Consider the following 22127-nt stretch of genomic DNA (forward strand, 5'->3'; position numbering starts at 1 on the left):
CATTATACCGAGCCTGTTTTTCAGTGTAAATCACTTGAACATATTTTTGACGACCATCCATAGATTCGCAGGCTTTTCCGCCAAGCGCCGGGTGTAATACGGGTACCACATGCTGCCGTACGGCATATAGCAGCGGATCCGGTAGCCCTCCCTTGCCAACTGCGCCTGGTCGCTCATCCGCAGGCCGTACAGCATCTGGAATTCAAAAGCGCTTGCCTTGATGCCGTTCTTATGCGCGTATTCCTTGACCCAATTGATGATGCGGTCATCATGCGAGGCGATGGCGGTGTACACGCCTTGGTCAAGATGCATTTGAATGAGCGTTTTGAAGTTATCGATCACTTCGCTCATTTGCTGATAGGCAACGGATGCCGGCTCCTTATAAGCTCCTTTCACAAGCCTGAGGTTTACGCCCGCTTTGATCAATTGCTTCACATCCTCCCGTGAACGCAGCAAGTAGGCTTGAATCACGGTCCCGACGTTGGTCAATCCTTCCCCGTGAAGGCGAAGGACGATATCAATGGTCGCTTGCGTATAGGGCGAATCCTCCATATCGATCCGTACGAAGTTGTTATGCTGTTTAGCCTCGGCGACGACGTCCCGAATATTGCTGTAGCAGGCTTCCGGGTCCAGGGCCAAGCCCATCTGCGTCGGCTTTAACGATACATTGGAGTTTACCTTCCGTCTGGCGATCCCGTTAATTAAGCGTACATATTCCTCCCTGTAGCCTGCAGCCTCCGATAATTGCTTGATTCCCTCCCCCAGATGATCCAATGTGACCATGATCCCGTTTCCGTTCAACCTCTCGATTTCGTCCAGCGCTTCCTCCAAGCTGCTGCCTGCAATGAATTTTGCAGCTAATTTACGGCCGTACCGAAGGGCAAGATGCTCCACCAGTTTATTGCCGGAAACCGATAACAATACCTTTCGATAGAGTTCGATACTGTCCACGTTTGATTTCTCCTTTCAGGCTGTCATTGCTGACGCAATGAATCTTTACTGGATGACTGCAAGCAAAAAACGTTCCAGACGAAAAAACAAGCACCGTTGGCATGATATTTGCTTATTATCCTATAAGTGCGTGTTCAAAAAGGTCGATTTTCAGCACCGAGAAGGTTGGATGAAGCTAGGGACTGAGGAGCGGAGCGTACGTTTTGGGTACGTGAGCACCGGAAGGCCCGGCTGAATTCAAGATTCGATGCCGAGCTGCTTCCTGATTCGCTTCGTGATCAAAAGCGGACTTTTTGAACAACCTCTATAAGACCGGTGGAACAGGATTTGGCGATTCCACAACACATGTGAAAGGGTGGTTAACGTTTATGAGAACCGAATTCAGGAACGAGTCGTTTGTCAACTTCAAGGATGAGCGCAACAATGCGGAATATGACCGCGTGCTCGAGCAGACGGAGGCGGGGTTTGGCAAAGAGTTTCCGCTAATCATCGGAGGCGAGCGCATCATGACGGAGACCAAGGCCGCTTCCATTAATCCGGCAAATAAAGCTCAGGTGGTCGGTATCGTATCGCAGGCGGACGTACAATATGCGGAGCAGGCCATCCAAGCCGCTGCGGCTGCTTTTGAGACTTGGAAGCGGACCGATCCGAGTGAGCGTGCGCGTTACTTGTTCCGTGCAGCGGCTATTTTGCGCCGGCGCAGACATGAATTTTCCGCCTTGATGACGATTGAGGCCGGGAAGACCCGGGTGGAAGCGGATGTTGAAACGGCGGAGGCGATCGATTTCCTGGAGTTTTACGGGCGCGAGATGCAGCGGCTCAGCCAGCCGCAGCCATTGACGGTCAGCCAGGAAGAAGAGAACGAGCTGTATTATCTGCCTTTAGGCGTAGGCGTCATCATTCCGCCATGGAACTTTCCGCTGGCGATTATGGCAGGCATGACGATGGCTGCCGTTGTTGCCGGGAATACCGTCGTCTTGAAGCCGGCGAGTCCGACGCCTGTCATCGCCGCGAAATTTATGGCGCTGCTCGAAGAGGTGGGACTGCCGGCGGGCGTCGTCAATTTTGTACCCGGACCGGGCGGCGAGGTCGGCGATTATCTTGTTGACCATCCGCTGACCCGTTTTGTCAGCTTTACGGGCTCCCGCGATGTAGGACTCCGCATTAACGAACGGGCAGCGAAGACCCAGCCTGGACAGAAATGGATCAAACGCGTCGTTGCGGAAATGGGCGGCAAGGATGCGATCATCGTCGACCACGATGCCGATCTCGATCTGGCGGTGGACGCCATTACGCTGTCCGCCTTCGGTTTCTCCGGCCAGAAGTGCTCGGCTTGTTCCAGAGTCATCGTCCATGAGAAGGTCTACGATACCGTCCTGGAGCGGGTGGCGGAGCGGGCAAGCCGGCTCACGATAGGTGCGCCTTCGGCTGCCGGAACGGATGTAGGTCCCGTGATCGATGAGAAGGCTTATCTGAAAATTCAGGAGTATATCGAAATCGGAAAACAGGAAGGTCGCCTGGTTCTTGGGGGCGGCACCGGAGATCCGAACGGATTCTTTATCGAGCCTACGATTTTTGCGGATGTGGACCCGAATGCCCGGATTTCGCGGGAAGAAATATTCGGTCCGGTGGTTGCGTTCACGAAGGCGCAATCCTTCGATGAGGCGCTGGCGTTCGCCAATAATACGGATTATGGCTTAACCGGAGCCGTTATTTCGCGCAGCGGGGCGAATTTGGAGAAGGCAAGACGCGAGTTTTTCGTCGGCAATCTGTATTTCAACCGCAAATGCACTGGCGCATTGGTCGGAACGCATCCGTTTGGCGGATTCAATATGTCGGGTACGGACTCGAAGGCCGGCGGCCGGGATTATCTGCTGTTGTTTACCCAGGCGAAGCTGGTAGCCGAGCGCTTCTAAGCAGATGAACTCCGGTCATATCGTCTAAAAAATTAGACACCACATCATGATGTTCAATTGGAATGTTTTTGAGTATAGTCAAGAGAGAGCAGTTACATGACTTGGAAGAGAGCCTGCGGAAGGAGGAGAACCTGTTGCTGGGCTATCAATTGGTGCAAGACCAAAGCACGAAGCTGGCAATAACTCCTGAACTGAAGCAATCGATTCATATATTAACCATGTCCGCCGAAGACCTTATCCGGTACTTGCAGGAGCAGGAAGCCGAAAATCCGGTCCTTGAACTGGAATTCGGACGGGATTTCGACGTGTACGGCCGTAGCAGCAGGGCCGCAATCGGCAACGGGCGCGAGCTGGACCCATTACGGAACGCAAGGCAGGCGCAGGACACGCTGGAGTCAAGGCTGAGGAGCCAGCTGCGTCTTCTCTCCCTCCCGAAGGAGGTATACCGAATTGCGGCATTTATGGCGGGCAACTTAAATGATGACGGCTATCTGGATCTCCCGGTCATCGAAGTTAGACGAAAGCTAGGCATATCGGAGGAGCTCCTTCGGACCGCGCTTGAGGCATTGCAATCATTGGAGCCGGCCGGGGTCGGCTGCAGGGATTTACGGGAATGCCTGCTGCTCCAGATCGTGAGAGATTCAGCGGCTCCCCCGTATGCCTATGAAATCGCAGACCGGTACTTGCCTGAGCTGGCAAATGGGAAGCTGGGGAAGGTTGCCGCGGCCTTGCACATCCCGATGGAGAAGGCAAGGACGGCATCGGATTATATTCGCGGCTTGAATCCGCGTCCCGGGCTGGCGTTTGCCGCAATAGAGACGCAGTACATCATCCCGGATGCGATCGTCGAAAGCCATGGGGATGGCTTCACGGTGTCGATGCATCCGGCAAATCTCCCCAAGCTCTCCATTAACAGCTCCTCCAGGGATTGGGTGATGCTGCGGGGATCCGCCGAAGCCTCTTCATATTTGAACGGCTGCGTCCGATCCGCACGCTGGTTGGTTCGGAGCGTGGAGAAGAGGAACCGGACGCTGATGAGGGTCGTGATGGCCATTATGGAGGAGCAGCGAAGGTTTCTGGCAGAAGGAATCAGGGGCATTGCCCCGATGAAGATGAATACGATCTCGGCCAAGCTGAATGTGCATGAATCGACCGTCAGCCGGGCGGTGCAGGGGAAATTTGTGCTTACGCCGCACGGCGTGCTTCCCTTGAAATATTTTTTCTCAACCGGATTATCAACCATTGGCGGGAGAGGGATATCCTCCCGAAGCGTGAAAGCGCGAATCAAGGAGCTCATCGACAACGAAGATAAGAACTGTCCCTGCTCGGATCAGCATATTGCCGATGTACTGGGCGCGGAGGGAATCCGGCTGTCGCGCAGAACGGTTGCGAAGTATCGGGAGCAAATGCAGATTATGCCCTCCGCCTTTCGCAAACGCAGATAGAAAAGGGTGCCCTCGGAGTGATGTATCCGAGGGCACCCTTATTTTGACTCCGCCTTCCTTAAAGCGAAAAACGGATGCCTCATTACCGCCGTATGCCCGCTGGATCGGCATCGTCCTGCTCTTGTGTCAGCGAGCCCGCAAACGAATCGATTCCTTTCATCATGATATCAAGCGACTCCAGCACATGATAGAAGATTACCGGAGGCACGGTTTCTTCGTCCGGTATTCCGGCCTCCTCCGCTAGGCTGATGATATGGTCATAACCGATAACCAGAACGCAGATCTGATGCAGAAACCCGGCCGATTCAAGGAAGCGGCGGCTCTCAGGGCTCGTAGCCGAGCCTTTCAAGGAAGCGGCGTTCCGAATATCGCTGCAGAGCTTGAAGAGATTTACGGCCAACGTTTTCAGAACCGATGACAGGTCTGCATAGACGCTCTTGCTGCCGGATGAAGCGTCCCAGCGGCTCGCCGCAAAAAACTCAATGCGCGTCATATGCCTCAAATAAGAGACGGTCCGCTCCGTTAATTCGCGATTTGCTTGGGGCATGACGGCATCCCGTGCCGAATCGATACGGATCCTCTTGAATCGGGAGGCGGCTTCGGCCAGCCGTGCTGCATCCAGCTGCAGCTGCTTCGCGGATTCCCCGAAAGTCCGGGTCAGCCGCGCCGGTACGTTCATAACGGGATCCGTGGAATTGCCCTGGCGCTGTCCCTCGAGGCGTTCTTTTGCCATCCATAACCGATATTTTAGTCCCTCGGTGGCTGAGACCAGCTTGTGCGTTAGCTGATGGGCGGCGACATTCAGCGATGTTGAAAGGATCCAGTCGGCCGAATGAGGGCCGTTTACGTGAAGGTCCGGATCGATCAGGTCGTAGTTTCCTTTATCCTCAAGCATCAGCTCCAGTGCCCGGTTGGCAAGCACCTCGTTTAAATTCACATTCAAAAGATGGCTTGATGAACCATGGATATAACCTGCAATAAACTGCTCCGAATGCTTTCCTTCCTTGATTTCATCGGCCGCCTTCATGATGAGATTTCCGATTCGTCCGGGCACGATCTCTTGATCGATACCTGCACGGACTGCTGCACTTTTGACGCAGGCCAAAGCTTTAATAAACTGGCCATGGACGGGGGCATTCACCTTCGGATATTGCCCGGCAGCCCGCATCGTCTGGACACCGTAGTAGGCATGGGACGGCACCTCAACCGGCCCGGTCTTGTCCCGTTCAATTCTGATCATCATCTCATCCCTTTCGAAAATGTTGTGTCGTCATTTCTTATGGGGAATACAAGCAATTTTCGTGCCAAGCGATCGATTGACCCTTAGCGGATCATTCAATCATTCGTCCATTCATTAATCCGACAACCGCTCATATATTAATCCGCCAGCAAATTGCTATCCCTGCCCAATGTTTAGTAAACTGATGGAAAAATCACGATAGTAGGTGCATGAGATGAGTATTGAAATTCGAACAGGGCGCAGGGACGAGCTGCAAGAGATTATGGCGCTGATCGCCCGCTGCGTGAAAGTCATGCAGGCAGGCGGAAGCGATCAATGGGACGAGCAGTATCCGAACCGGGACGTGATCGGAGAGGATCTGCAGCGGGGGACGCTGTTCGTAGCAGAAGGGAATGAGCGGATTCTTGGCATCGTTGTCCTGGATGAGCATCAGGATGAGCAGTACGGGAGGATCGATTGGAAGCAGACGGAGGGGCCGCATCTGATGATGCATCGGCTTGCCGTCGATCCACAAGCGCAAGGCCAAGGGGTTGCCCGCAAGCTGATTGAATTTGCCGAAAACTATGCGGTCCGTGAAGGGTACACCAGCATCCGGCTGGATACCTACAACAAAAATACGGCGGCATTGAAGCTGTATCGCGGGCTTGGCTACGAGGAGCGGGGCGAGGTGAATTATCCGGGCAAAACGGCCAGCTTCCCGGTATTCGAGAAGGTATTTTCAGAGCGCGTGGAGTAGATTTTTCTATAATGATAAACAGCTAAGCGGGGTGCACGATGGGGGGCGGCCCCGTTTTTTTTTTTCATGGGCTGCCTCAAACTTCGAAGCATTGAATATTGAATTGAATTTAGAAAAATTTCTAAATAGATCTTGAAATCCGCTCCGAACTGAGAGATAATGTATTTAGAAGAAATTCTAAATAGAAACAGGTGAAGCACATTGGGTTTTCCGGAAACCTTCAAGGCGCTGTCAGATCCCGTTAGGAGGGAAATCTTGATCATGCTCCGCAAAGGGAAGATGTCGGCAGGTGAAATCGGCCAGCACTTTGACATGACGGGCGCAACGATCTCGTATCATCTGTCCCAATTGAAGAAGGCGGGACTTATCTCGGAAACGAAATATAAGAACTATATTTACTACGAAATCAATGTTTCGGTTATTGAGGAAATCATGCTGTGGTTCTCACAGTTCAATGGAGGTAAAGAGGATGGAAAAAAAGAATAAATCCGTGCTTATTTTGACCACGCTGCTGTGCTTGCTGCCAATCATCTTGTCGGTCACCCTGTACGATCGGCTGCCGGATCGGCTGGCCATTCACTGGGATGCGGCCGGCAATCCCGACAATTATGCATCGAAGGCGGTTGCGGCCTTCGTTCTGCCGCTCATGTTGGCCGTGATGAATGTGATCGTAAATGTTGCGCTCAATCACGATCCGAAGCGAATGAATGCAGCACCTGCATTAAGAATGTTCGGATATTGGTCCATTCCCGTTTTGTCGTGCATCCTGACGCCTGTCACGTTATTTAAAGCGATGGGCGCCGATATTCCGATTGATACCTTCGTGCCTGCACTAGTGGGGTTGCTGTTTGTCATCATCGGAAACTACTTGCCGAAGAGCAAGCAGAATTATACCGTGGGCATCAAGCTTCCATGGACCTTGAACAGTCAGGATAACTGGAATCGGACGCATCGTTTTGCAGGGTATGTGTGGATGGTGGGCGGATTGCTCTTGATGGCAGTGGCGTTCCTGGATATCCAGGGAATCTATGTCACATTACCGATTATCGTGCTGATTGTCTTTGTACCGGCAATTTACTCTTTTTCCCTATATAAAAGAGGGGTGTAAAGCGACGGATTTTAAAAGCAAATAGGATAAGACCGGAAATAACCGGGCTTATCCCATTTTTTATCCGCCGCGTGCCGGCCAGCGGCAAACGGCTCGATCGTTAATGGATGGCTCGTTAACCTGCGGTCAACGGTTTTCGTTACCGTAAGGATCGATCGTTTGAATGGTTCCGTCCTCGTTGTACTTCAGCTCGGTGAACTTCACGCTGCGCTTATTGTCCGCACCGCCGGACAGGGAGCTGTCATGATAGAACAGGTACCATTTATTTTTAAATTCCACGATCGAATGATGGGTCGTCCAGCCGAGAACCGGCGTAAGGATCGTTCCTTTGTACTCGAACGGGCCAGTCGGGCTTTGGCTCGTCGCGTATACGATCTTGTGGGTGGAGCCTGTCGAGTAGGACAAGTAATAAGTGCCGTTGTATTTATGCATCCACGGGCCTTCGAAATATCTGCGGTCTTCATCGCCTGCCGGAATCGGCTTCCTGTTCTCGTCAACGATTGAAATTTCCTGCGGCGCGGCTTTGAATGTCAGCATATCGTCGCTAAGCTCGGCCACGCGCGGTCCTAACGCCGGCGCATCGGCGGCCGGCCCTTCCGCATCCGGAACGAATGTGCCGGTCTGCCATTTCTCCAGCTGGCCGCCCCATAGACCTCCGAAATACATATAAGCCCGGTTGTCATCGTCAACGAATACGGCGGGATCAATGCTGAAGCTGCCCGGAATATAGTTCGGCTCCGGCGTAAACGGTCCGGAAGGGGAGGAGCTGGTGGCTACGCCGATCCGGAAAATCCCCTCGTGATCCCTGGCCGGAAAGTATAAGTAATACGTGTCGTTTTTGAATGCGGCATCCGGTGCCCACATCTGCTTTTGCGCCCAAGGCACATCCTTGACATGAAGCACCTCGCCGTGATCCACGCAAGGCGCATTCACATCCTCCAGCGAGAACACATGGTAGTCCTCCATATCGTATTGGTCACCGTTATCATTGGACGTATTGTCGTGATCGAGATCATGGGACGGATAAATATAAAGCTTCCCTTCAAACACATGGGCGGAAGGGTCGGCTGTGTAGATATGGGTTACGATCGGCTCGTTCGGCCGTACAGGCTTGGTCATTTGGACATCCTCCTTCATTTCATTGCATGTAAGCGTTTATATCAATTGTAGCAAAGCCGAAGGATCCAGAACACCTAAGAAAATTAGGTATTATACCTAAAAATTTTAGATCTTCTCGGAAGAAGGAGGAATCATCGTCCCGACTCATTGGCGACGAGGCAGAATCCAATGGGAGGTTAATCTTTAAAGATAAGACAGGAACAGCGTGGCGATGCCAAAATAGATGATCAGGGACAAAATATCGTTAATCGTCGTAATCAGCGGGCCCGAAGCGACAGCCGGATCGACGCGAAGCTTGAACAGGATAAGCGGTATGACCGTTCCGGCCATAGTGCCGACGATGAGCGTAGCAATGAGCGAGCTGCCGACAACCAGTCCCAGATATAAATTTCCCTGCCAGATGTACGCGATCACTGCGATGAAAATGCCGCAGATCACCCCGATCATTATGCCTACCTTAAGCTCGCGAGCCAGCAGCCGGACGACAACCGGTCTGGACAGCTCCTTCGTTGCCAGGCCTCGAATGATGACGGCCAGCGACTGGGTTCCCGTGTTCCCGGTCATGCCGGCAATCATCGGCATGAAGAAGGCCAGGGCGACAACCTGTTCAAGGGTTTGCTCGAATACGGAAATGATCGTCCCCGAGATCAGTCCGATGAAGAGCAGCAGAATCAGCCAAGGCAATCGCCGCGCAGCCGCGTTAACGGCCTTCGTATGGAAATCGATGGATTTGCCTCCGGTAGCATTCATCTTCTGAATATCCTCGTCGGCTTCCCTGACGATAACGTCGAGAATATCATCAACGGTAATGATCCCGACCAGCGTACCGTCTGCCTCAACGACCGGAATAGCTACAAGGTCATATTTTTGAATAAGCTGCGCAACCTCCTCCTGATCCGCATCGACAGGCACGGACAGCACGCGGCCGTTCATAATCTCTACGATGGTTTCACCGGGTTCCGCAAGGATGAGGGCGCGGTAGGATACGACCCCAACGAGTTTCCGCTCCTGATCGATCACATACAAGTAGTTAATGGTTTCGGCGATGGAGACAAAGGCCTTCAGCTTCTGTACGACATCGGAGACGGTATAGTGCTGGGGGATCCAAACATATCTGTTGGTCATGATGCGTCCCGCTGTTTCCGGCGGGAATTTCATGATGTTCTGGACGAATTGCGATTCCTCGTCACGCATGCCCCTCATCAGCTCTTCTTTTTGCTCTTGTGACAGTTCATCGAGCAAAATGGCCAAATCGTCATTGTCCATGAGATCCAGGATGAGGGCGGTTTTCTCTTGGTCCAGTCGACCCAAAACATCAATTTGCTGGTCGTGCTCCATCTCCTGAATCATATCGGCAAGCTGCTCCTCGTTCAGAAACTGCAGAAAGCGGGCTTGCTCCATATCGCTGAGTTGGCTATGGATCCTTGCCAGATCATAGGGGAGAAACTCATCGATGATTCTCTGAAAATCGGTTGAGGTACTGGCTTTCAGGCTCTCTTTAATGTCCGGTATCCATTGCTCCAGCGTTCGAGCATTCACAACAAGAATTCCCCTTTCATTCCATCCAGATGATAATGAAAAGATTACGTATTATAGGGTTCACCATCACGACTTGTTCTTAAACAGTCCAGGTGCAGCAACCGGCCGAAAGAAACAGGACCACTGCCGGGAGAGAGTCCGTGCCAGGAGTTGCAAGCGGTTTCAAATTCAAATAGAATATAGGCGCACGAATTAATGAGTAGGGGTGAGGGTATGAAGTACAGACGTCTCGGCAAAACGGAACTGAAGGTATCGGTAGTCGGCGTAGGAACATGGCAATTTGGCGGTGATTGGGGAAAGGACTTCAACCAAAAGGAAGTCGACGCCATCTTAACCTGTGCGAAGGAGCTCGGTATTAATTTGTTGGATACTGCAGAATGTTACGGGCCGCACCATTTGTCCGAAAAATTTATCGGTGATTTCTTGTCGCGTGACCGCCGCGAGGATTGGGTGATCGCCTCCAAGTTTGGTCATAGATGGCACGAGCATTGGGAGGAAGCCTGGGATGCGAAGCAGATCCGGATTCAGCTCGAGGAATCCCTTAAAGCACTGCGTACGGATTACATCGACCTGTATCAATTTCACTCCGGCTCCGATGCAGTGTTCAATAATGACGATATGTGGACAATGCTGGACAAGCAGGTCCAGGCGGGTACGATACGTCATCTGGGAATTTCCATTGGAAGCAATACGAACCTGTATCAAACCGACAAGGCCGAGGAGCTTAATGCCAAGGCCATTCAGGTCGTCTATAATCGTCTCGATCAAGCGCCGGAGGAGGAGGTTCTTCCATCATGCATACGCCAGGACCTCGGCGTATTGGCGAGGGTGCCGCTTGCAAGCGGGTACTTAAGCGGGAAGTACAAGCCGGGGACGGTATTCAGCGATAATGTGCGCAAGAACCGTGATCAGGACGAGATCAATGCCAAGCTGAAGCTTGTGGAAGAGATTCATAGGAATGAAGTGCCGGAGGGCGTCCCAATGGCCGAATGGGCATTGGCCTGGTGCTTGAAGCATCCGGCCGTCAGCTGTGTCATTCCGGGCTGCAAGAGCGTCGAGCAGGTCGAGATGAATGCGAGAGCGGCAGAGCTGGATATGGTCAGCGACAATCATCCCGGAGCGTGGAAATCATAATAACGATAAATCGAATATGAATTACCGGATCCGTCACGGTGCGATAAGTGACTTGTTGATCCGGTAGTAAGCAAGCAAAAACACGCCTGAAAAGGCGTGTTTTTTGCTGGATTCATCCCCCGCAGCTCGTATATAAATCTATTCATTTTGGAGGGACTAGTACGGGATGATAGACGCTAACCGACAGATTTTGCTATAGTTATGTTATCTTATATAGCTCGAGATTTTCGGGGAGGAACCAGATGAAGCCCATTAATCAACTTAGCGTACAAGACGAATTTGTTGGATTTTACTTATTGAAGGAGCTCAATCTCAGGCAAACGAACGGCACGCCGCCGAAGGACTATTTCGACATCATCCTGTCGGATTCGAGCGGCCAGATATCAGCCAAGTATTGGGACGTGTCGATTCAGGATAAGGAAACGTTCTTTCCGATGCAGCTGGTCAAAATCCGGGGGACTGTCCTCAGCTACCGGGATCAGCCTCAGGTAAAAATCAGCCGGATTCGCAAAGCGACCGAGGAGGACGGGGTATCGATCACTGATTTTGTCAGGGCTGCACCCATACGGCCCATTGATTTGCTGCATACGATCAAGCTGGCAATCCAGGATATTTCGAATCCGGAAGTCAAGCTGATCGTGCAGTATTGCGTGGATAAGGTGGAGGAGAAGCTGATGCATTATCCGGCTGCCAAGACCTATCACCACGCCTATTTTGCCGGTTTGGCCTACCATATTGTGCGCATGCTCGAGATTGGCGATTTCATCTGCAGGCAGCGGCCTTTCCTGAAGCCGGATTTCATCAAGGCCGGCATCATTCTGCATGATATCGCGAAACCCGAAGAGATGATTGCACAGATGGGGATCGTGACGGACTACAGCAATCAAGGCAAGCTGATCGGACATATCGTCCTGGCGTCCAACTGGATCGTCGAAGCCGCCGTCGCGCATCATATTCCGCTCGAATCCGAGGTCGTTCTTGGATTGCAGCATTTGGTCCTGTCCCATCATAATCTGGGAGAGTGGGGAAGCCCGGTTCAGCCGCAGACCGCCGAAGCGGTCGCGCTTCATCATATCGACCTGCTGGACGCCAAGCTGCAGATGGTAGAGGATGCGCTCGATACGACGGCCGAGAGCGAGCCGTGGACGCCGATGGTACGAGGGCTGGACAATAAAGCGATCTACCGGCTTAAGGTCTAGCCAACCCTCAACTTGGGCTATAAGTGATCAAATGATCGCTTGGGATGAAGGATATAAAGGGATGATTTCATTTTGCTCAACTATATTTGGTTGGCAGCAATCGCATGGTTTATGGGGTTCTTCCCTATGCTGGAAATTTTCATAGCGGTCCCGGCTGCCAAAGGTTTAGGGCTGGATATCGTTTCTTCCGTGTTCTGGTGCTGGCTCGGGAATTTTTTCGTGATTCCGTTTATTTCTTATTCTTATGACTGGCTCACCAAATTCGATAAAGTTAAAACCTATTTCATGAAACTGGCAAGCTCCAACGCCTGCAAAAAATTGAATAACGGAGGATTTGCGCTCGTTCTGATTGCAACGCCTTTATTAGGTTCATGGGGAATTGGAGTTGCGGGAAAAATGATCGGCATGGATCGAAAGCGGCTTTTTTTAGCATCAGCCATAGGCATCGCGATATATGGAACGATTGTAGGCATCCTTACTCAACTCGGAATCGAGGCTATTTTTAATCCAAACTAACGTTTTTTAGCAGAGCGTTTAAATCCTATTTTCCTATTAAAAAAAGAAAGAAGAAGGACATCTTCCCAAGAATCCGTACGGATTTAGGAGATGTCCTTTTGCTGTACGCCGGAGGGCTGCAGTCCTCCGAGCGGCAGGGAGAACCGGATGACGGCTCCGCCGTTCACCCGGTTGCCGGCCGATATATTCCCGCCATGATGCCCAACCAGCAGCTTGGCGATATACAGGCCAAGCCCCGAGTGGCCCTTTAGCCTGGCGGATCGGACGGATCCTTGATAGAACGGCTTGAACACCTGCTCCAGGTGTTGCTCGGCGAATCCGGTGCCGTTATCCGCAACCTCCATCGTGATCTGCGTATCTGCAATTTCCACACGCCATATGATGGTCCCGTTTTCAGGCGTATGCCGGATACTGTTCCCGATCAGATTGTCCAGCACTTGGATGATCCGACCGGGATCGAAGACGACGGGAACCGTGGCGGTCCGTTCATCCTTGAATTCCGTTCGGAATGAGATGCTCTTATGATGGCATAAGGACTCGTATTCGGCTTTTTTCTCATCCATGAATTCCCTGATGTCGAGTGCAACCGGATTCAAGCGAAAGGATACCTGTTCCAGTTCGGTGATCGCGTTCATGTCCTGCAAAAGATTCGTGGCACGCGATGTATTGCGCTTGATCACCTGAACGTACCGGTTCCGTTTCTCCTCATGCTCCTCCCCGATCATCCGCTCCAAGTTTTCGGCGTGGCCCTGAATAATCGTCAGCGGCGTGCGCAGGTCGTGGGCCAGCGCGGCAAGCATCGTGCTTCGCTCCTGCTCCAATTGCCATTCCCGCTCGATGGAGCGAGCAAGCTCCCTGCGCATGTCCTCGAATGCGTGTGCCAGCTGGTTGACCTCGATCACCGAAGAGTTTCCGTCCATGGCGAATTGCAAATCACGGGCCTTAATCCGTTCCGCTCCCTGAAGCAGCTGCTTAAGCGGCCCGCCGATGCTCCGGCTAAACCGCCGGCCGAACAGGTAAGTGAAGATGGTGATGAATAGGAACGGAGTCAGGAAAAAAACCAACATTCCAAGAGGAATGAACGGGTTAAACGAGGGATCCGCCGCGCTTACCTTTAACGAATAGCCGACCAGCAGCGCTCCGAGCAGCTCGCCACGGTCCGATAGGACCGGAATGTTCTGAATGATTTGGTTGACGCCGCTTTCCGTTTTATTTAATCGGGTCACCAAGTCCTGCTGGGTGTGCTCCTTCTCCAGCGTGAGATTTCCGTACAAGGGTTCGCCTGATAAAGCCATGACCTTATAGGATAACCCCTCGGAAGGGATGAGTCGCTTAAGCTCAGCCTGTCCCTGACCGCTCATGATCGATTCGCCGTTTGTACGCGCATACTCAGAGATGGCAGGGATCTGTGCTTCATAGTGATTAGCCGGAAGCAGGACGCCTTGGTTGAACAAATAGTTGAGAAGAATTATAAGCAGCCCCCACGTTGCAAGCGTTGCGAGCAAACTGCAGGTCAGGATGTAGGCGAAATGACGGGCGAAGGTGCTTTTGATTGACCGCGCCTTCATGATTTCACTTCCCATTTATAGCCGATGCCCCATACGGTTTGAATATAGGTTCTTTCTTCGGATACAGCGGCCAGCTTGGAGCGGATTTTTTTGACATGCTCCGTGATGGTGGCGTCATCGCCCTCTGCGTCATATCCCCACAGCTTCTCGTAGATTTGCTCCCGTGTAAAAACCTGTCCCTGATGCATGGCGAGGAGCTCAAGAATCATGAATTCCTTGTTCGTCAAAACGATCTCCTGCCCCCGGCAGGTTACGGTTCGGCCGAGGCAATCGACCGTTAAAGGCGGAAAGCGGAGGATGCCCTGCTCCTTCTGCGTGCGGATGCGCTGCTCCCGGCGGAGATGGGCGTGAACTCTCGCTTTCAGCTCAGCCATGCTGAACGGCTTCAGTAAATAATCGTCCCCTCCGGCTGCCAAGCCCCGAATGCGGTCTACCTCGCTCTGGCTTGCGCTCAAAAAGACGATCGGGCAGGTCATCGTTTCCCGGAGCACGCGGCATACTTCAAAGCCGTCCATATCGGGCATCATTACGTCCAGGATGATCAAGGAAGGCTCAAGCTTACATAGGCTCAGCGCCTCCTGCCCACTGGCTGCAGTCAGCACTTGGTAGCCGTCGAGCTCAAGCGCGTCGCGTATAAATGAGACGATGTCCTCTTCGTCGTCGACAAGCAGAATCGTCTCGTTTAATCCGTTCATGTCGTTGTTTTCCTCCAATCGCTAAACCTGCGAGAATCAGGATCTTCATAGTCTATATCAATTTTCTAAAGAAAGAATAAAGAATACCCCGTTCGTTGAACCAAAATCATAGATCCGGCAACGGGATAGCGGACTTTATAGATTCTTTATCATTGTACCTTAACCTTGGAATACATGGGTAAGGAGGGAAATGAATGGACAAGAATTCGCAACAACGCTTGACGATGATCGACAGTTTGAGGGGATTGGCGTTATTCGGCATATTTTTAGTCAATATTACGTTCTTTACGACCTCGCTCCAGACGATCTCCTTCGGCGTCGAATTATGGAACGGATGGCTGAATCAAGGACTGATGCTGCTGCGCGGCATCTTGATCGACGGGAAATTCATCTTGATTTTTTCTTTTCTGTTCGGCTTCGGCATGGTGTTAATGCAGGAGAGCAGCCGGAGGAAAGGAGGCCGGTTTCATCGCGTATACACGCGCAGGCTGTTGGCCTTGCTGGTGTTCGGGCTGCTGCACGGCCTGCTGATCTGGTATGGCGACATCCTGACACATTACGCCATTCTGGGGTTTGTGCTGCTGCTGTTTCACCGCTGTAAGCCGCGTACGCTGCTGATCTGGTCGGTGGCGCTCCTCCTGGTTGTTCCGGTCCTGCTGACGGGAGCCAGCCTGCTGTCACCCGGCGCCGGAAGCCAAGCGTTCGAGCCGATAAGCCAAGCGGATGCCTATCGGATGGGGATTTACTTTCAAGAACGCGATGCGGCCATTTACGGCGAGGGCATGTTTCTTCAGATCACGGCTCAGCGCATCAATGATTACATCGCCTCGTTGTTCAACATGCTCGTCTTTTATCCGCAAATTCTCGGGATGTTCCTGCTGGGCGCTTACTTCTGCAAACAGCGGATTCTTCACGATGTGGACGGAAACCGTAAGATTATAGCAAGACTGATTTTGCTCGGGGCGCTCATCGGTTTTCCGCTTCAAGTGATGATGTCGCTGGCAAAAGGGCTTCCGTCCTGGGTCGAAGCGGTCTCCCTGTTCGTGGGGGCGCCGCTGGTGACGCTGGCCTATATCGGTGCATTCGCCCGTTTATACCAGAACAGCCGCTGGAATAACGTGCTGAATGCACTATCCCGCCCTGGAAAAATGGCGTTTACCAATTATTTGCTTCAATCCGTCATCTGCGGTTTGATCTTCTACGGCTACGGGCTCGGGTGGTTCGGCAAGGTCGCGCCCGATGCGCAAATGCTGCTGGCGTTGTTCATCTTCGCCCTGCAAACGGCGTTCAGTATATGGTGGCTAAGACGGTTTCCAATCGGGCCATTGGAATATGTGTGGCGGCTGGTCACCTATTGGGGGAACCCTGTAAAGCGGAGCGGGCAGGACGTATCGCATCCCCGGCAGCAACGCGGCACCTTATAAAATCTTCAACAGGGTTATCTTACGACTCCTCGCCCCTCGCGGCGGGAGTCTCTTTTTTTGACCATACGAAGCTAGAGGGGGTTCCCATGAAGTCTCTTCAATGACTTCGAGGCGGTTTGACTGCCGCTCTTGCTAATCGGAACAAGAGGGAGCCGTATACAGGACAGAAGGCTCGTTTAAAACATGAAAATCGTATTATATAATTTGAAAGTGCATTATCAATATTTAAGATGGGTTGTGCGATCCTGAAAGGATTGCGTTATGATGCTAGGTATAACACGATGGAGGTGGAGGGATATGGCAGGATCGGCAATGATGCGTGACAGACGATTCATGCGCAGAAGAGTGTTTATGACTTTGCTGCTGTCGTACTTATTGATCTTGCTTTTTCCGGGGCTTGTTTTTGCCGCAGTCTATAATCGAATCGAGGGCGTCATGGTAGATAACGCCAATAAGCTGAACCAGGCTTTGATTCAGCAGGCGCAGCAGATTGTTGACAGCAAACTAGAGGAGATGTACCAGCTATCACGCAACATTACGTCCCATCCAGATATGAAAGCGCTTTTAAGCATGGATGGCATAACGAACGGCAAAGAGAACTATGCCTTCTACAATTTCATGGAGGAAATACAGCGGTACAAAAACAACAACAGCTTTGTCCGCGAGCTGTACATCTACTTCCGGAACAGCGACATCGTTCTGACGCCGGGTCTGAAAACGAGTGCCCATTTGTTCTATTCGAGGCTTTACGCATACAATGGCATGACGTATGAGCAGTGGAAGGACCAAATATTGAATGCTCCTCATTATAATTCATTTCTTCCGGTGGAACCCATCGGCCGGCCCAATGATAAAACGGAAATGCTGACCTATGTTCACTCGTTGCCGTCGGGCGAGAGACGCGCTCCCGAAGGCGCCTTGGTGATGTTAATCGATAAACGGCAAATTCATACATGGCTGGAGGAAATCACCCGGTCGAATCAAGGGACGATCTATATTAAGAACGCTGAAGGGCAGGTTTTGCTGCATACGGGAAGCGGCGAGAGCCTTATGACAATGCAGGAGGGGAATCCGAGCACGATCAGCGTGTCGGCTCATTCCGCGCGCAGCGGGTGGGAGTATGTGTCCGCTGTGCCGGATGAGGTATTTTGGGGAAAGGTAGGAACCGTCAAAAGCTGGGCGCTCAGCGTGCTGTTCATCTATTTAGTCGGGGGGATCGGCGCCTGCGCCTTCTTAACCTATCGGGCGTATCAGCCGGTGCGGGAAATCATCCGATTGATTTCGGAAAAAAAGCAGCCGAGCCCTTCCGCTTACGGCAACGAATACGAATTCATCAAGACTGCCGTGAAGGATGCTTTTGTCCAGAAGGATGCAATAAACGACAGGCTCAAGGAGCAGGTGCCCGTCATCCGCTCCCACTTCCTGCAGCGGCTGCTGAAAGGTCATGTGGATGCCCAAGCGGTATCGGACCATTCGCTGGAATTCATGGAGATCGGGTTCAGGCATGCTTACTTTGGCGTCGCGTTGATCAAGCTGTGCGGAATGGGAGCGGAGGAACAGGAGAAGACGGAGAGGGTCTGGGCGATCATGCGTTTTCTGACAGGGAAGCTCGTGGAAGACCACCCGCTTTACTGTTTTCATTGCGTGGAGCTGGACAAGGATCTGGTTGCCGTCGTACTCAATGTTTCCGAGAAGGATCACCATCAAAAAGCATCGCTGTACGAATGGCTGGGGAATATTCAGGAACTGATCAGCGGGCAGTTCGAGACCGGCGTGATCGTTGCCTTGAGCGATCTCCACCCGGGCATGGAACAGGTCCCCGTATGTATGGACGAAAGCATGAAAGCGCTGGATTATTCCATTTTCACGGAGAACCGGTCCGTGCTCGTCTACGATGATATGAAGCACAGGTCGGGACTGGTCTACGATTTCCCGGTGGACACCGAGGTTCAGATCATTCACGCGGTGAAGAACGGGGAAACGGAAAAGGTCGAGCAGCTAATTGGAAACCTATACCGCAGCAATTTAGAGATGGAGCATAAGGAGCCGGAGCTGGCGAGACTGCTGTTCGCCAATCTGCTCAGCACGCTGCTCAAGCTTTTGAACGCCCTGAATCTAAAATACGAGGATCTGTTCGAACCCGGGCTGAAACCGCTGGAGGTCATCAACAAGGCGGATAGCGTCGAGGACATGTATGCCTTTGTGCTGTCGCTCTTTCAACAAGTTTGCGAGCAGGTGCGAAAGAAACGTGTAAACAATGCATCGGCGGTCGTGGATAAGGCCAAGGCCTATTTGGAGCAGAACGCGGATGACGCCATGCTGAGCCTGGCCGCGGTTGCGGAGCATTTTCACATTACGCCTCAGTATCTGTCCGGGCTGTTCAAGAAGAGCAGCGGCATGAACATGTCGGACTATCTCGCCCAGATCCGCATTCGAAAGGCCAAGGAACTGATGAACGACCCGGATATTACCATTTCTCAAATCGCCCGCCTCGTCGGATACAACAATGATGTCGGATTCATCCGCGTATTCAAAAAGCATGAAGGGATCACGCCGGGGAAATACAAAACATTGGTTGAAAACAAGTAGTTGTCTAGCAACTGCTTGTTTTCTGTTTATGCACTCTAATTTGTTACATGTGAGTTAATAAATATCACATAACGTGAAGGTTATAGAACGATTTCGTAAACATTGTAAACGAAATATTAAAAATTGCGTCTTCATTCTGAAGAAATGTAAACGGTATTAGAAATTTTGGCAATGTACGAAAGCGCGACCATTCCCTAAAATTCAAGGAGAACCCGATAAGGGGAGCGATATTCGCAGGATGAACACGAGGAGGGGGAATAGTTAAAATGAAAAACCGAAATGTCATATTTGTTTCCCTAATAATGTCATTTGTATTGGCATTAACGGGCTGCAGCGGAGGTGGAGGCAAATCTGATTCCGACCAAAACGGCGAAGCCGATCCGGCCAAGACGCAGCAGGAAGGGACGCCGAAGGAGGTCGGCTATCCGGAAAGTCTGACGTACTGGGTAACGTTGAATTCCAACGCTTCCGCAACCCTTCAAAATGCCGGTGAGATCAAGGCATATCAAAAGCTGGAGGAAATGACGGGAACCAAGGTGCAGTTCCAGCACCCTCCGGCAGGATCGGAGCAGGACTCCTTCAACATCATGGTATCGTCCGGCGATCTGCCCGACGTGATCGAGCACAACTGGTCCGCCGTTTCGGGCGGTCCCGACAAGCTGATTGGAGACGGCACCCTGATTCGCCTCAATGAGCTTATTGATCAGCATGCCCCGAATTTAAAGAAGGTGCTCGACGAAAATCCGGAGTATCGCAAAATGATTACTTCGGACGACGGAAATATATACGTGTTTCCGTTTCTGCGGGGCGACGACTACCTGTTGACCTACAACGGGCTGATCATCCGCCAGGATTGGCTGGACAAGCTGGGACTTGGCATGCCGGAAACGATCGAAGAGTGGCATACGGTTCTGACCGCTTTCAAGAACGACGATCCGAACGGGAACGGACAGGCCGATGAAATCCCGCTTCGCCTGGATCCGGGTCAGCTCTCTATGAATAAGGCGTTTCTGGGGGCATGGGGGATCACCGACTCCTTTTACCAAGTGGACGGGGTCGTAAAATACGGTCCGATCCAGCCGGAATTCAAGGAATTTTTGCAAACGATGAGCCGGTGGTATGCCGAAGGCCTGATCGACCCGGATTATCTCTCAGGAGACTCCAATCTGTGGGACGCCAAAATTACGAACAACACGCTGGGCGCCTTCACCGGCTATACGGGCAGCGGCATCGGCCGCTATCTGCAGATGATGGAAGGGAAGGGCGGCGGCTTTGATCTTGCCGGCGCGCCGAACGTGGCCTTGAAGAAGGGGGAGACGCCGCCGCTGGGCCAGAAGGATTCTCCGTTTACGGGGTACGGCGCCGCCATCACATCCAAAAACCAGAACCCGGAGGCCACCGTCAAATGGCTTGATTACAAGTACGGGGAGGAAGGATCACTGCTGTTCAACTTCGGCATCGAGGGAGAAAGCTACGAGATGGTTGACGGGTACCCGACGTATACCGAGCAAATCACGAAAAACGATAGTCTTCCGATTGCGCAGGCCTTGGCGCAGTATGCGATGGCCGGATACTCCGGTCCGTTCGTCCAGGATCGCAGGTATATGGAGCAGTATTCCTCGCTGCCGCAGCAAGCGTCGGCCATCGAAGCCTGGATGAATGCCAAGAACGACCGCTTGATGCCGGTCATTTCCCCGAACGAAGAGGAATCGGCCCGGTACGCATCCATCATGAACGATGTGAAAACCTACTACGACGAAATGCTGAACAAATTTATCATGGGCGTGGAGCCGATCGACCAATTCGAAGCCTTCGTCGAAACGATTAAAGGCATGGGAATCGAAGAGGCCGTCGCCATTCAGCAGGCCGCGCTGGACCGCTATAACAGCCGTTAACAATGACTTGTTTGAATCAAGAAGCCGGGACCGCACCGATATATGGGCTCCGGTCAACCTTAGCAAATAGCATAAAGGAGGGACAACTGTGGAGTTAGGCAGGAAGGATGCAGCATCCGCCCGAATCAGCCAACCCTTCGGCGTAAGAGTCAGGAAGGATTTCAAGCGCAATCGGTTGATTTACCTCATGCTGCTGCCCGTCGTGGCTTTTTATGCCATCTTTCATTACGGGCCGCTGTACGGGCTTCAGATCGCCTTCAAGAACTTTTCTCCGGGCAAAGGCATCTGGCATAGCGAATGGGTAGGCTTTCAGCATTTTCAGGATTTTTTCACCGGCTTTTTCTTTGAGCGGGTATTGCGAAATACGGTGTTACTCGGCTTATATGACCTGATCTTCGTGTTTCCCGCCTCCATCCTATTGGCGCTTATGCTAAATGAAGTGCGAAGCCGCTTCTTTAAGCGGACCGTGCAATCCATCACCTATATCCCCCACTTTATTTCCGTCGTGGTCGTGGTGGGGATGATGGTCGATTTCATGTCGACGGACGGACTGATCAATCAGATCATCCAGTTTTTTGGAGGGAAAGGGGTCCCGTTTCTGCGGCTGCCGGAATGGTTCCGGACGCTCTTTACGACTTCGGCGATTTGGCAGGGCGTCGGTTGGGGCTCGATCATATATCTGGCGGCAATCTCGAACATCGACCCTTCTCTTTACGAGGCTGCTAAAGTGGACGGAGCCGGCCGCTGGAAGCAGATGCTCCGCATTACGCTGCCCGGCATCATGCCGACGGTGATCATTTTGTTCATCTTGCGGATCGGCAGCTTCATGGTCTTACAGGATGAGAAGATTCTGTTGATGTACAATCCGTCCACGTACGAAACGGCGGATGTCATCGGCACATACGTGTACCGCAAGGGGATATTGGAGGCGAGCTACAGCTACGCCGCAGCCGTGGGCATGTTTAATTCGCTCATTAACATGGCGCTGCTGCTGGGAGCGAATTATATCAGCAAACGCTATTCCGATACGAAGCTGTGGTAGTAGAAGGAGGC

18 protein-coding genes are annotated in these 22127 nt (G+C 52.2%); 12 read left to right on the top strand and 6 right to left on the bottom strand.

The annotated features are described in order from the left end of the window. Positions 1-30 precede the first annotated feature (30 nt). Positions 31-951, bottom strand: coding sequence for a proline dehydrogenase family protein (locus NST44_RS12745; RefSeq protein WP_213613547.1), 921 nt, complete (start codon positions 949-951; stop codon positions 31-33). A 368-nt stretch (positions 952-1319) separates the two neighbouring features. Between NST44_RS12745 and pruA the strand changes: the two genes are divergently transcribed. Next, on the top strand, positions 1320-2867 hold the full coding sequence (gene pruA / locus NST44_RS12750; RefSeq protein ID WP_213613545.1) for an L-glutamate gamma-semialdehyde dehydrogenase: 1548 nt from the start codon (positions 1320-1322) through the stop codon (positions 2865-2867). A 134-nt stretch (positions 2868-3001) separates the two neighbouring features. Further along, positions 3002-4312: an RNA polymerase factor sigma-54 gene (rpoN, locus tag NST44_RS12755; RefSeq protein ID WP_340899739.1), complete on the top strand. Its 1311-nt coding sequence runs from the start codon at positions 3002-3004 to the stop codon at positions 4310-4312. An 82-nt stretch (positions 4313-4394) separates the two neighbouring features. Here the strand turns inward: rpoN and NST44_RS12760 are convergent, their stop codons facing one another. Then, positions 4395-5555, bottom strand: coding sequence for a lyase family protein (locus NST44_RS12760; protein ID WP_213613541.1), 1161 nt, complete (start codon positions 5553-5555; stop codon positions 4395-4397). Between the two features lie 211 nt (positions 5556-5766). Between NST44_RS12760 and NST44_RS12765 the strand changes: the two genes are divergently transcribed. The 3 genes from NST44_RS12765 (at position 5767) to NST44_RS12775 (ending at position 7396) form a co-directional block, all read left to right on the top strand. Next, positions 5767-6288 carry a GNAT family N-acetyltransferase gene (locus NST44_RS12765; protein WP_007127512.1) on the top strand — a complete coding sequence of 174 codons (522 nt, stop codon included), beginning with the start codon at positions 5767-5769 and terminating at the stop codon, positions 6286-6288. 201 nt (positions 6289-6489) lie between these two features. Further along, positions 6490-6774, top strand: a complete 285-nt coding sequence (locus tag NST44_RS12770) for an autorepressor SdpR family transcription factor (protein ID WP_040737818.1) — start codon at positions 6490-6492, stop codon at positions 6772-6774. Continuing rightward, on the top strand, positions 6758-7396 hold the full coding sequence (locus NST44_RS12775; protein ID WP_007127514.1) for an SdpI family protein: 639 nt from the start codon (positions 6758-6760) through the stop codon (positions 7394-7396). The genes NST44_RS12770 and NST44_RS12775 overlap by 17 nt, the downstream gene beginning before the upstream one ends. Before the next feature lie 126 nt (positions 7397-7522). Here NST44_RS12775 and NST44_RS12780 read toward each other — a convergent pair whose 3' ends face one another. After that, complete coding sequence (locus NST44_RS12780) at positions 7523-8515, bottom strand: glycoside hydrolase family 43 protein (RefSeq protein WP_144878843.1); 993 nt, start codon at positions 8513-8515, stop codon at positions 7523-7525. A 183-nt stretch (positions 8516-8698) separates the two neighbouring features. Further along, positions 8699-10054, bottom strand: coding sequence for a magnesium transporter (gene mgtE / locus NST44_RS12785; RefSeq protein WP_144878842.1), 1356 nt, complete (start codon positions 10052-10054; stop codon positions 8699-8701). A gap of 213 nt (positions 10055-10267) precedes the next feature. Between mgtE and NST44_RS12790 the strand changes: the two genes are divergently transcribed. The 3 genes from NST44_RS12790 to NST44_RS12800 all read left to right on the top strand — a co-directional run bounded on the left by NST44_RS12790 (position 10268) and on the right by NST44_RS12800 (position 12903). Continuing rightward, a complete protein-coding gene (locus NST44_RS12790) occupies positions 10268-11188 on the top strand; it encodes an aldo/keto reductase (RefSeq protein WP_007127517.1) in 921 nt (306 codons plus the stop codon). Positions 11189-11430: 242 nt separating this feature from the next. Continuing rightward, positions 11431-12387: a 3'-5' exoribonuclease YhaM family protein gene (locus NST44_RS12795; protein WP_007127518.1), complete on the top strand. Its 957-nt coding sequence runs from the start codon at positions 11431-11433 to the stop codon at positions 12385-12387. A 72-nt stretch (positions 12388-12459) separates the two neighbouring features. Next, entirely contained in the window at positions 12460-12903 is a 444-nt protein-coding gene (locus tag NST44_RS12800; RefSeq protein WP_007127519.1) for a small multi-drug export protein, read from the top strand. An 83-nt stretch (positions 12904-12986) separates the two neighbouring features. On the opposite strand, the gene NST44_RS12805 is transcribed toward NST44_RS12800, so the two are convergent. Both NST44_RS12805 and NST44_RS12810 read right to left on the bottom strand, forming a co-directional pair. Continuing rightward, entirely contained in the window at positions 12987-14471 is a 1485-nt protein-coding gene (locus NST44_RS12805) for a sensor histidine kinase (protein ID WP_340899749.1), read from the bottom strand. Continuing rightward, positions 14468-15166 carry a response regulator transcription factor gene (locus tag NST44_RS12810; RefSeq protein ID WP_340899751.1) on the bottom strand — a complete coding sequence of 233 codons (699 nt, stop codon included), beginning with the start codon at positions 15164-15166 and terminating at the stop codon, positions 14468-14470. Before NST44_RS12810 ends, NST44_RS12805 begins: the two co-directional genes overlap by 4 nt. Before the next feature lie 194 nt (positions 15167-15360). Here NST44_RS12810 and NST44_RS12815 point away from each other — a divergent pair, with 194 nt between their 5' ends. From NST44_RS12815 to NST44_RS12830, 4 genes are all read left to right on the top strand, one after another. Further along, positions 15361-16590: a DUF418 domain-containing protein gene (locus tag NST44_RS12815; protein WP_340899753.1), complete on the top strand. Its 1230-nt coding sequence runs from the start codon at positions 15361-15363 to the stop codon at positions 16588-16590. Positions 16591-16887: 297 nt separating this feature from the next. Beyond that, positions 16888-19179, top strand: a complete 2292-nt coding sequence (locus NST44_RS12820) for an AraC family transcriptional regulator (RefSeq protein WP_007127523.1) — start codon at positions 16888-16890, stop codon at positions 19177-19179. A gap of 266 nt (positions 19180-19445) precedes the next feature. Next, entirely contained in the window at positions 19446-21074 is a 1629-nt protein-coding gene (locus tag NST44_RS12825; RefSeq protein WP_007127524.1) for an extracellular solute-binding protein, read from the top strand. Positions 21075-21162: 88 nt separating this feature from the next. Next, positions 21163-22116 carry an ABC transporter permease gene (locus NST44_RS12830; RefSeq protein WP_007127525.1) on the top strand — a complete coding sequence of 318 codons (954 nt, stop codon included), beginning with the start codon at positions 21163-21165 and terminating at the stop codon, positions 22114-22116. Positions 22117-22127 lie beyond the last annotated feature (11 nt).

Source organism: Paenibacillus sp. FSL W8-0919, assembly GCF_038003785.1.
Classification (GTDB): Bacteria; Bacillota; Bacilli; order Paenibacillales; family Paenibacillaceae; genus Paenibacillus_AQ; species Paenibacillus_AQ lactis.

Coding starts and splice junctions, on each gene's coding strand:
- pruA (WP_213613545.1), top strand. CDS start 1,320: ATGAGAACCGAATTCAGGAACGAGTCGTTTGTCAACTTCAAGGATGAG.
- NST44_RS12760 (WP_213613541.1), bottom strand. CDS start 5,555: ATGATGATCAGAATTGAACGGGACAAGACCGGGCCGGTTGAGGTGCCG.
- NST44_RS12765 (WP_007127512.1), top strand. CDS start 5,767: ATGAGTATTGAAATTCGAACAGGGCGCAGGGACGAGCTGCAAGAGATT.
- NST44_RS12775 (WP_007127514.1), top strand. CDS start 6,758: ATGGAAAAAAAGAATAAATCCGTGCTTATTTTGACCACGCTGCTGTGC.
- NST44_RS12780 (WP_144878843.1), bottom strand. CDS start 8,515: ATGACCAAGCCTGTACGGCCGAACGAGCCGATCGTAACCCATATCTAC.
- NST44_RS12790 (WP_007127517.1), top strand. CDS start 10,268: ATGAAGTACAGACGTCTCGGCAAAACGGAACTGAAGGTATCGGTAGTC.
- NST44_RS12795 (WP_007127518.1), top strand. CDS start 11,431: ATGAAGCCCATTAATCAACTTAGCGTACAAGACGAATTTGTTGGATTT.
- NST44_RS12805 (WP_340899749.1), bottom strand. CDS start 14,471: ATGAAGGCGCGGTCAATCAAAAGCACCTTCGCCCGTCATTTCGCCTAC.
- NST44_RS12810 (WP_340899751.1), bottom strand. CDS start 15,166: ATGAACGGATTAAACGAGACGATTCTGCTTGTCGACGACGAAGAGGAC.
- NST44_RS12815 (WP_340899753.1), top strand. CDS start 15,361: ATGGACAAGAATTCGCAACAACGCTTGACGATGATCGACAGTTTGAGG.
- NST44_RS12820 (WP_007127523.1), top strand. CDS start 16,888: ATGGCAGGATCGGCAATGATGCGTGACAGACGATTCATGCGCAGAAGA.
- NST44_RS12825 (WP_007127524.1), top strand. CDS start 19,446: ATGAAAAACCGAAATGTCATATTTGTTTCCCTAATAATGTCATTTGTA.